Below are 9,665 nucleotides of genomic sequence, written 5' to 3'. Positions count from 1 at the left end.
GGTTACATTCCGAACCCGGAAGCTAAGCCTCACAGCGCCGATGGTACTGCAGGGGGGACCCTGTGGGAGAGTAGGACGCCGCCGAACAATTCTTCAAAAGGCCGAGGCCCCAGCGATGAGCTGGGGCCTCGGCCTTTTTTTGTTGGGCTTTTTCAGCCGAACACAGACGGCCGGCAGACGGCGGTCGGGCACCCGGACGCGGTGCTCGCTCGTGTGCCGGACAATGGACAAGACGGATGTAACGGACGGACCGGGCCCTGGTGGGGTTCGGGGGTCGTCCGGATCGCGCGCTGGTGTCGATGGATCGGCAGTGGCGCCTCTAGAGCCAGCAGTGTGCAGACAGGAGTCACCAGCATGTCGAACCCGCCCCAGGACCGGCCCGAGCGCCGTAACGACGGCGGCCGGGGCTACGAGCCCAGGTCGCGCGGGGGCTGGTCGAACGACCGCGGCCCGCGTCGTGACGACCGTGGCGAAGGCGGCGGCTACCGCGGTCGTGACGACCGCGGCGACCGTGGCGCCGACCGCGGTGGTTACCGCAGCGACCGTGGCGACCGCCCGTCGTACGGCGACCGCCCCCAGGGCGGCGGCTTCCGTCGTGACGACCGTGGCGACCGTCCCCAGGGCGGCGGCTTCCGCCGTGACGACCGTGGTGACCGTCCCCAGGGTGGCGGTTACCGCAGTGACCGTGGCGACCGTCCGTCGTATGGCGACCGTCCGCAGGGCGGCTTCCGTCGTGACGACCGTGGCGACCGCCCCCAGGGCGGCGGCTTCCGCGGCCGTGACGAGCGTCCGCAGGGCGACCGTGGCGGCTTCCGTCGGGATGACCGTCCGCAGGGTGGCTTCCGCCGTGATGACCGTGGTGACCGTCCCCAGGGTGGCGGCTACCGCAGCGACCGTGGCGACCGTCCGTCGTACGGCGACCGCCCGCAGGGTGGCTTCCGGCGCGATGACCGTGGCGACCGTCCCCAGGGCGGCGGTTACCGCAGCGACCGTGGCGACCGTCCGTCGTACGGCGACCGTCCGCAGGGTGGCTTCCGTCGTGACGACCGTGGGGACCGCCCGCAGGGTGGGTTCCGTCCGCGTGAGGACCGTCCGTCGTACGGGCGGGACCGGGACGAGCGTGGCGGCTACGACCGTCCGCAGCGCACCGGCGGGTTCGAACGCCGTGACGACCGTGGCGACCGTCCGCAGGGCGGGTTCCGTCGTGACGACCGTGGTGACCGTCCGCAGGGTGGCTTCCGTCGTGACGACCGTGGCGACCGTCCCCAGGGCGGCGGCTACCGCAGCGACCGTGGCGACCGTCCGTCGTACGGCGACCGTCCGCAGGGTGGCTTCCGCCGTGACGACCGCGGCGACCGTCCCCAGGGTGGGTTCCGTCCGCGTGAGGACCGTCCGTCGTACGGGCGGGACCGGGACGAGCGTGGCGGCTACGACCGTCCGCAGCGCACCGGTGGGTTCGAGCGCCGTGACGACCGTGGCGACCGTCCGCAGGGCGGGTTCCGTCGCGACGACCGTGGCGACCGCCCCCAGGGCGGCTTCCGCCGTGACGACCGTGGCGACCGCCCCCAGGGCGGCTTCCGCCGTGACGACCGTGGCGACCGCCCGCAGGGCGACCGTGGCGGCTTCCGTCGGGACGACCGCGGTGACCGTGGCGGGTTCCGTTCCCGTGACGACCGCGGCGACCGCGGTGGCTACCGGGGTGGCCGGGACGACCGTGGCGGGTTCAACCGCGACCAGGACGAGCGTCGGATGGAGCCGGTGCGCCGGCTGCCGATCCCGGACGACGTGACCGGGTTCGAGATCGACGCGGATGTCCGTCAGGACCTGAAGAGCCTGCCGAAGACCCTCGCCGACGACGTGGCGCGCAACCTGGTGATGGTCGCGCGGCTGCTCGACAGTGAGCCGGAGGAGGCCTACAACTACTCGCGCGTCGCGCTGCGGCTGGCGTCGCGTGTGGCGAGCGTCCGTGAGGCGGCCGGTTTCGCGTCGTACATGACGCAGCGGTACTCCGAGGCGCTGACCGAGTTCCGTGCGGCGCGGCGGATGACCGGCCGGGTGGACCTGTGGCCGGTGATGGCGGACTGCGAGCGTGGTCTGGGCCGTCCGGAGCGGGCGCTGGCGATGGCCGGCGAGCCCGAGACGAAGCAGCTGGACAAGGCCGGTCAGGTCGAGATGCGCCTGGTCGCGGCGGGTGCCCGCGCGGACCTGGAGCAGTTCGACGCGGCCGTGGTGACGCTGCAGAGCCCGGAGCTGGCGTCCTCGGCGATCCACCCGTGGACGGCGCGCCTGCGCTACGCGTACGCCGACGCGCTGATCGCGGCGGGTCGGGCCGACGAGGCCCGCGAGTGGTTCGTGAAGGCCGTGGAGGCCGACTCGGACGGTTCGACCAACGCGTCCGAGCGGCTGGCGGAGATCGACGGCGTGGAGTTCACCGACGCGCTGGACGAGGACGCCGAGGCCGAGGCCGTGGAGTCCGAGGAGCCGGCCCGCAAGCCGGTCAACAAGGACGACATCGGCGACGACCGGATGATCTTCGAGGACGAGGAGGACGTCGAGGAGTTCTACGACGACGACGACCTCGAGATCGACGAGGAGTACGACGAGGACTCCTTCGAGGAGAAGAAGCCGAAGCAGGCCTGATTCTCAACTGGCAGTCAGACGGCCCCCGTTCCGGGTAGGAGCGGGGGCCGTTCTGCGTGCTGCGCGGGTTCGGGTCAGCCGAGTTCGAGGGAGCGCAGAACCAGTCCGGTGGCCGGTTTGGGGCCGAAGGAGGTGGACTTGCGGGGCATCGTGACGCCCTGCTCGGCGAGGCGGCGGACCACGCGTTCCTCGACGGGGTGGAGCAGTACGGCGGTGCCACCGGTGCGGGCGGCCTCGCGGACGGCGGCCTCGGGGGAGTGCAGGTAGCCGATGTGCTCGGGGCTGTCGGGGACGTGCCAGGTGCGGTCGAGCAGGGTGGCGTGCAGGACGGTGGCGTCGAGGTGGCGCCATTCCTCGGGGCGGTCGGTGCGGACGGTGGCGTCGAGGGTGCGTTCGTCGGGGCCGGTGAGCAGCAGGTAGCGGTCGTCGCCGGCGGTGAGGACGAAGGCGTTGCGGGCGTCCGTGCGGGCCTCACCGAGGGCCTTGAGGGCGTCGTCGAGGGAGCCGGGGAGTTCGGTGAGCTGCCAGACGTCGGGGTCGAGGGCGGCGATCGCGGCGTGCAGCGGCAGGCGGTGCAGGACGCGGTGGATGGCGCGGACCCGCAGCGGGTAGCGGTCGGTGTCGACGAGCAGGACCAGGCCGCGGTCCCAGGGGCTGCGGGGCAGGTGGCGGTGTTCGCGCTGGAGCCGCAGGTACATCTCCCAGCGGTGGTGGCCGTCGGCGATGAGGGCGCGGCAGGTGGCGAGGTCGCGGCTGACGGCGGCCAGGTCGGCGGGGGCGGTGACGGCCCACAGCCGGTGGTGGGTGCCGTCGCTGGTGGTGACGTGCAGCAGTGGTTCGCCGGCGGCGGTGCGTTCGACGACCTCGGCGGCGCGGCCGTGGCCGCGGTAGGTGAGCAGCAGGGGCTCGAGGTTGGCGCGGGTGGTGCGCATCAGGCCGACCCGGTCGGCGACGGGCTTGGGCATGACGTCCTCGTGGGGGAGGACGACGCCCGCTTCGGCGCCGCTGACGGCGAGGGCGCCGATCAGGCCGCGTTGCAGGTCGCCGGTGGGGGAGTGCTGCTCGTAGACGTACAGGGCGGGCCGGGGGTCGGCGGTGAGGATGCCCTGTTCGCGCCAGTCGCGCAGCAGGCGGGCTGCGTGCCGGTAGCGGGTGTCGCGGTCGGGGCGGAGGCCGGAGTCCTCCGGTTCGGGGCGCGGCAGGATGAGTCGGACGATGTTGTGCGGGTCCGAGGTCTCCAGGTCCTGGCGCCGTCCGGGGTCCACCACGTCATAGGGGGGTGAGGTCACCGCGGCCAGGTCGCCGACCTTCTGGGGGTCGTAGCGCAGGCCGCGGAACGGGGACAGGGACAGCCCTGCGGTGGCGACGTGCCCGGGGTCTCCGGGGCCGCCCGAGGGCTCGTTGCCGATTTCGGCACGAGGGGCGCTCATCCTGGGCATGTTAGCCGGGTACTCCTTGTTGGGAGATCGCGATGCACGCGGCCGTTCCGGTTGCGGGCGGGGCGGTGGGCGCCGACCAGGAGAGCGGGGAGTTGCGGATGAGCTACGGGAGCCACGACGGCGACGGCGCGGAGGCCTCTTCGGGAAGTGCGGCGGGGGCGCCCGGCGGCGGGGTGTACGACTGGTTCCGGCGCGGGGTGCGGCTGTTGGAGGAGCGGCACCCGGCGGCGGCGGTGCAGCTGCTGGCGCGGGCGGCGGAGGCGGAGCCCGGGTCGCGGTCGATCCGGGAGGCGCTGGCGCGGGCGCAGTTCGACGCCGGGCAGTACGCGGCGGCGCTGGCGAGTTTCCGGACGGTGGCGGAGGCGGACCCGTCGGACGACTACGCGCAGTTCGGGTGGGGCGTGGCGGCGGCCCGGCTGGGGGACTTCGAGTCCTCGGCGGAGCACCTGGCGCTGGCGGTCGCGATGCAGCCCGGCAACAAGCACTACCGGGCGGCGCTGCGGCAGACCCGGGCGACGCTGGCGGCCCGGGCGGGGGCGTTCGGTCCGCTGCGGCCGGGGGCACCGGGGTACTTGGCGCCGCCTGAGGAGCCGGACGGGTCCTAAGGTTGCGGGTGTTCGATCGTTCGAGGTGAGTGGAGAGCTGTGATGGTGCGGAGCGTGCCGCACGGTAGCGCGGTGGCGTTGACGGAGGCGTACGACACGGCGCTGCTGGACCTCGACGGGGTGGTGTACGCCGGGCCGCACGCGATCGTGCACGCGGTGGAGTCCCTGGAGCGGGCGCGGGCGGCCGGGATGCGGCTGGCGTACGTGACGAACAACGCCTCGCGGCCGCCGCGGGTGGTGGCGGAGCACCTGTCGGAGCTGGGGGTGCCGGCCGAGCCCGCCGATGTGATCAACTCGGCGCAGGCGGCGGCGCGGCTGGTGTCGGAGAAGGTTCCGGCGGGTTCGCGGGTGCTGGTGATCGGCGGAGCCGGGCTGGTGGAGGCGCTGGAGGAGCGCGGGCTGGTGCCGGTGCGTTCCCTGGACGACGACCCGGCGGCGGTGGTGCAGGGCTACGACCCGTCGGTCGGCTGGGCGGACCTCGCGGAGGCCTCGTACGCGGTGGGCCGGGGCCTGCCGTGGGTGGCGTCGAACACCGACATGTCGATTCCGACCGCGCGCGGCATCGCACCCGGCAACGGGACGCTGGTGGCGGCCGTGTCGGCGGCGACGGGCGTGACGCCGGAGGTGGCGGGCAAGCCGCTGCCGCCGATGCACCGGGAGACGGTGCTGCGGACGGGCGCGACGCGTCCGCTGGTGGTCGGCGACCGCCTCGACACCGACATCGAGGGCGCGTTCAACGGCGGCGTGGACTCGCTGCTGGTCTTCACCGGCGTCACCACCCCCGAACTGCTGCTCGCCGCCCCCGTGCAGCACCGCCCGACCTACCTGTCGGACGACCTGCGCGGCCTGCTGGAGCCGCAGCCCGAGGTGTCGGAGCCGGTCGACGGCCGGTTCGCCTGCGGCGGCTGGGAGGCGGGCGTGGACGGCGGCGCGCTGACCCTGGACGGCGGCGGCGAGCGGATCGACGCGCTGCGGGCGCTGTGCGCGGCGGCGTGGACGTGGGCGGACGCGAACGGGGCGGCCCCCGATACGTCAAAGGCGTTGGCAGCGCTGTGAGTTGACGATCAGCCGGGCGGGTATCCCGGGAGCACTGCTTCGGATCGTCCAGGGGGGATGATGCGCGGACGTGCGGTCAGGGGTGTCGGGCTGGCGGTGCTCGCGCTGGCGGTGCTGCTGGCGGGGTACACGAACCGAGTGGTCGACTGGGCACCGGACGGGAAATGGGCCCCGCCGGTGAAGATCGGCCCGTCGGTGTGGGGCCTGACCGAGCGGGACTTGGTGGCGGGTTCGTTCCGGGAAGTCGGGCGGACGGAGCAGATGCTGGTCTTCGTCTGGTTGCTGCCGAACAGCAGGTGGGGCGCCGGAGTGGCGGACCCGTCCGGCAACAGCCTGATGCAAGTGGACTTCAACCCCCGCGGGCCGAAAGCGGCCCCGCCTGCCGCCGAGGTCAAGGGCAGCGGGACGTGGTCGATCTGGACGGCGCTGTTCACCGTCGAGGGCGAGGAGCCCCTGGATCTGCGCTGCGGGAGTTGGGCGGCGGGGCTGTTCTACCTCGGCGAAGCGGACGGGGAGCGCGGGCCGTACCGGATCTACCTGGCGGCGGCCGACTACATGCCGCCGGGTGACCCGCAGTTGCGGGTGCAGCGGCCGACGGGGATGGCCGTCGAGCAGCTGTCGGGGTGGGGGAGCGCGCCGGGGCCGAATCCGCAGGACTGCTCGGCGAGCTGAGGAGCCATCAACTCGGTTGTGGCCACGGCCGGTTGCGGGATCGCCACAGCGGGTAACCCTACGGCTTCGAGTCGGCCAAGGGGAGACGATGCGTAGACGTGCTGTCGGGGTCGCCGGGCTGGTGACGGCCGCGTCGGCATTGGCGGGGTGCACGGGAGGGCCGGCCCCCAAGCCACCGGACGGGGTCGGGACGCCGACCGGGCTGCCGTCGGCGGTGCTTGTCCAGATGGTGCAGGAGCGGTTCCTGGGCGGGCGGGAGCCGGTGGCGGGTTCGTTCCAGGAGGTCGGGCGGACGGAACAGGCGGTGGCCTACCGCTGGTCGGAGCAGGGCGGGAAGTGGTGCGTCACCGTGGCCGGGCTGGACGCCACCGGCGGGTGGAGCCCGTGCTTCGCCCCCCAGGACCGGACGCCGCTCGCGGACCCGCCGGCTGCCAAGGTGCTGACGCGGAGCTGGCTGGAGACGGGCGGCTGGGCGGCCGTGCTCACCGCCGAGGGCGAGCGGCCGCTGGAGTTGCAGTGCGGGTCCTGGGCGGCGCGGCTGATCGACGTCGGCACCGCGGAGGTGCCGGGCGGGACGCGCCGGTGCTACCTGGCGCTGGCGAAGGAGATGCCGCAGGGCACCCCGCAGCTGCGGGTGGAGCGGGCGGCGGGGGCGACCGCCGAGCCGCTGCCGGTGGCGACGTCGACGACGGGGCCGCAGCAGTCCTGCGGGTGAGCGCAGGCGTCAGAGCAGGCTGCGCAGGCGCAGCAGGTCGAGGAAGCTCGCGTCCAGCTTGAGGCGGCCGGTGGCCCAGGCGGTGGGGAACGCCAGCTTGCCGTCGACCAGGGCGACCAGGTCGTCGCCGGTGGTGGTGAGCCGGATGTCGGCCTTGGCGGTGGGGGCTCCGGGGTTTTCGGTGATGCCGGTGAGCTGCCCGTCGGTGAGCCGCCCGGTGAAGGTCAGGCCGAGGTCGGTGAGGTGGCAGCTGAGCGACCGGTCGAGGGCGGTGGCCTTGCGGACGTCGCCGTTCGCGCCGGCGAGGTTGCGGCTGAGCTGCTCCAGTGCGCGGCGGCACTCCTCGATGGTGACCATGGGTGCGGCGTACTCCTGTCTCGGTGATAGGTGGGGCGTTCCACGCTAACGCGCCGGGCGGGCGGGGCGGCCGGGCGGGGGTGACCGGGGGCCGACCGTGGGGCGGGTGGTGCGGGCGGGTACGGGCCGGCGTAGGACGGGGTAGCGTCAGTGCGGGCAGTCGGTGCCCGCGGAGGAGGCGGTTCGGATGCTGCGGGATGCGGTGCGGGGTGTGGTGGTGGTCGCGACGGAGCTCGCCGAGGAGGCGAGCCGTCGGGTGCTGGGCGCGGCCGAGGGGCTGATCCAGCGGACCGGTGAACTGCCGCCCGGGGTCGAGCAGTTGCGGGTGCTGGCCGAGGAGACGGTGACGGCCGGGCGGGCCGGGGTGGACCTGGTCGCGGGCGTCGTCAAGAACGAGGCCGAGCGGGTGTTCGAGAAGGTCGGCGACCAGGTGGTGAAGGTCGGCGTGGTGCTGAGCTTCATCGAGTCGAAGCTGCGCGAGGTCGACGAGCCGGCCGTACCCGAGCCCGAGGAGAAGCCGGAGGAGCCGACGGTCCGCCCGGCCGCCCGGGCCCAGGGCCTGTTCGGCGCCGGGTGGGACGCGGAGCCCGCGCCCGCCGACGAGGCGTCGGACGGGGCGGCCGGGCAGCCGACGAACACGGCACCGGCCGCCACCCCGGCGCCCCGCAAGGCGACCGCCCGCAAGGGCGCGGCGGCCAAGCAGGCCGCGGCGAAGCGCTCGGTGCCGCGAAAGGCCCCGACGGAGGGCGGCGCGGCCGTGACGCCGAAGACGGTGGCGAAGAAGGCCGCCGCGAAGAAGACGGCCGCGAAGAAGACCGTGACCAAGAAGGCCACCGCCGACAGCCCGTCGGCCCCGCTGCCCGCCGCGGCGAACAAGGCCGCGGCGAACAAGGCCGCCGTGAAGAAGGCCGCCGCGAAGAAGACCGCCGCGAAGAAGGCCGCCGCGAAGAAGGCCGCCGCGAAGAAGACCGCCGCGAAGAAGGCCGCACCGGCCAAGAAGACCGCGACCGAGAAGAAGGCCGCACCCGGCAACGCCACGACCGCGAAGAAGGCGCCCGCGCGGAAGCCCGCCGCGAAGCCGGAGCCAGGGAGCACCGACGGTGAGTGAGGTGCGGTGGACGGGCGAGTCCGAGGTGGACGAGGCGCTGGCCCGGCTGGGGGAGACGGACGGGGTGGGGGCAGGGGAGCTGGTCGAGGTGTACGAAGATGTTCATGCGCGGCTCGCCGCGACCCTCGCGGCGCTGGACCGCGAGTGACGATTGCGGAATGTGGGAGCTGACGTAGTAGTGGCAGTGGCACGACGCCGTCTGGATGCGGAGCTGGTGCGGCGGAAGCTGGCCCGGTCGCGGGAGCATGCGAGCGAACTGATCGCGGCGGGCCGGGTGACGGTGGGCGGCACGGTGGCGACGAAGCCGGCCACGCAGGTGGAGACGGCGGCGGCCGTGGTGGTCGCGAAGGACGACGCGGACCCGGACTACGTGTCGCGGGGCGGCCACAAGCTGGCGGGCGCGTTCGCCGCGTTCGTCCCGCAGGGCCTGGTGGTGGAGGGCCGGCTCGCGCTGGACGCGGGGGCGTCCACCGGCGGCTTCACCGATGTGCTGCTGCGCGCGGGCGCGGCCCGCGTGCTGGCGGTGGACGTCGGCTACGGGCAGCTCGCGTGGTCGCTGCAGAGCGACGAGCGGGTGACGGTGATGGACCGCACCAACGTGCGGGAGCTGACGCCGGAGCTGATCGGCGGGACGCTCGTCGACCTGGTGGTGGGCGACCTGTCGTTCATCTCGCTGGGCCTGGTGCTGCCGGCGCTGGCCGGCTGCGCGGCGCCGGACGCGGACCTGGTGCTGATGGTGAAGCCGCAGTTCGAGATCGGCAAGGACCGGCTGGGCTCGGGCGGCGTGGTGCGTTCGCCGGAGCTCCGGGCCGAGACGATCCGCCAGGTGGCGTCGCAGGCCTGGCAGTTGGGCCTGGGCGTGCGGGCGGTGACGGCGTCGCCGCTGCCCGGGCCGTCGGGGAACGTGGAGTATTTCCTGTGGCTGCGCCGGGATGCGGAGCAGCTGGATCCGGCCGACGCGGACCGGGCCGTGGCGGAGGGCCCCAAGTAGGGTACTTGGCAGGCGTCCGAGCGTTGCGCAGACTGGCATGCCACGACCGGGCCAGCAAGGTCCGGCGGGCGTAGGGAGAGGG

General features: G+C 73.9%; 10 protein-coding genes, 1 rRNA gene and 1 pseudogene. 10 read left to right on the top strand and 2 right to left on the bottom strand.

Annotated features, from left to right (window positions below; all coding sequences use genetic code 11):
• The 3 genes and pseudogenes from rrf to ACGFWJ_RS31730 form a co-directional block, all read left to right on the top strand.
• Positions 1 to 87: ribosomal RNA gene (rrf, locus tag ACGFWJ_RS31740) — 5S ribosomal RNA — on the top strand; the annotation flags it as partial.
• Between the two features lie 267 nt (positions 88 to 354).
• A pseudogene (locus ACGFWJ_RS31735) lies at positions 355 to 1,734 on the top strand (hypothetical protein); the annotation flags it as partial.
• Between the two features lie 33 nt (positions 1,735 to 1,767).
• On the top strand, positions 1,768 to 2,640 hold the full coding sequence (locus ACGFWJ_RS31730; RefSeq protein WP_387636896.1) for a tetratricopeptide repeat protein: 873 nt from the start codon (positions 1,768 to 1,770) through the stop codon (positions 2,638 to 2,640).
• A 74-nt stretch (positions 2,641 to 2,714) separates the two neighbouring features.
• Here ACGFWJ_RS31730 and ACGFWJ_RS31725 read toward each other — a convergent pair whose 3' ends face one another.
• Positions 2,715 to 4,070 carry a DUF1015 family protein gene (locus ACGFWJ_RS31725; RefSeq protein ID WP_392955619.1) on the bottom strand — a complete coding sequence of 452 codons (1,356 nt, stop codon included), beginning with the start codon at positions 4,068 to 4,070 and terminating at the stop codon, positions 2,715 to 2,717.
• A 41-nt stretch (positions 4,071 to 4,111) separates the two neighbouring features.
• On the opposite strand from ACGFWJ_RS31725, the gene ACGFWJ_RS31720 reads away from it, so the two are divergent.
• The 4 genes from ACGFWJ_RS31720 to ACGFWJ_RS31705 all read left to right on the top strand — a co-directional run bounded on the left by ACGFWJ_RS31720 (position 4,112) and on the right by ACGFWJ_RS31705 (position 7,127).
• Complete coding sequence (locus tag ACGFWJ_RS31720; RefSeq protein ID WP_387636746.1) at positions 4,112 to 4,684, top strand: tetratricopeptide repeat protein; 573 nt, start codon at positions 4,112 to 4,114, stop codon at positions 4,682 to 4,684.
• Positions 4,685 to 4,726: 42 nt separating this feature from the next.
• On the top strand, positions 4,727 to 5,740 hold the full coding sequence (locus ACGFWJ_RS31715; protein ID WP_392955617.1) for an HAD-IIA family hydrolase: 1,014 nt from the start codon (positions 4,727 to 4,729) through the stop codon (positions 5,738 to 5,740).
• A gap of 60 nt (positions 5,741 to 5,800) precedes the next feature.
• A complete protein-coding gene (locus tag ACGFWJ_RS31710; RefSeq protein ID WP_392955615.1) occupies positions 5,801 to 6,412 on the top strand; it encodes a hypothetical protein in 612 nt (203 codons plus the stop codon).
• Between the two features lie 226 nt (positions 6,413 to 6,638).
• Positions 6,639 to 7,127, top strand: a complete 489-nt coding sequence (locus tag ACGFWJ_RS31705) for a hypothetical protein (RefSeq protein ID WP_392955613.1) — start codon at positions 6,639 to 6,641, stop codon at positions 7,125 to 7,127.
• Between the two features lie 9 nt (positions 7,128 to 7,136).
• On the opposite strand, the gene ACGFWJ_RS31700 is transcribed toward ACGFWJ_RS31705, so the two are convergent.
• The gene (locus tag ACGFWJ_RS31700; RefSeq protein ID WP_392955611.1) at positions 7,137 to 7,484 is read right to left on the bottom strand and encodes an SCP2 sterol-binding domain-containing protein; all 348 of its coding nucleotides are present in this window, start codon (positions 7,482 to 7,484) and stop codon (positions 7,137 to 7,139) included.
• A gap of 187 nt (positions 7,485 to 7,671) precedes the next feature.
• On the opposite strand from ACGFWJ_RS31700, the gene ACGFWJ_RS31695 reads away from it, so the two are divergent.
• The 3 genes from ACGFWJ_RS31695 to ACGFWJ_RS31685 are packed head-to-tail and all read left to right on the top strand — an operon-like array spanning position 7,672 to position 9,583.
• A complete protein-coding gene (locus ACGFWJ_RS31695) occupies positions 7,672 to 8,592 on the top strand; it encodes a hypothetical protein (RefSeq protein WP_392955609.1) in 921 nt (306 codons plus the stop codon).
• Positions 8,585 to 8,740: a hypothetical protein gene (locus ACGFWJ_RS31690; protein WP_387868380.1), complete on the top strand. Its 156-nt coding sequence runs from the start codon at positions 8,585 to 8,587 to the stop codon at positions 8,738 to 8,740. Before ACGFWJ_RS31695 ends, ACGFWJ_RS31690 begins: the two co-directional genes overlap by 8 nt.
• A gap of 36 nt (positions 8,741 to 8,776) precedes the next feature.
• Positions 8,777 to 9,583 (top strand): TlyA family RNA methyltransferase, encoded by an 807-nt coding sequence (locus ACGFWJ_RS31685; protein WP_392955606.1) that lies wholly within the window; start codon positions 8,777 to 8,779, stop codon positions 9,581 to 9,583.
• The last annotated feature ends 82 nt before the right edge of the window (positions 9,584 to 9,665 follow it).

The sequence above is a fragment of the Kitasatospora sp. NPDC048407 genome, assembly GCF_043200475.1.
Lineage (GTDB): Bacteria > Actinomycetota > Actinomycetes > Streptomycetales > Streptomycetaceae > Kitasatospora.
The sequence above is the reverse complement of the archived record's forward strand: the minus strand, read 5'-3'. Positions and strand labels throughout refer to the sequence as shown.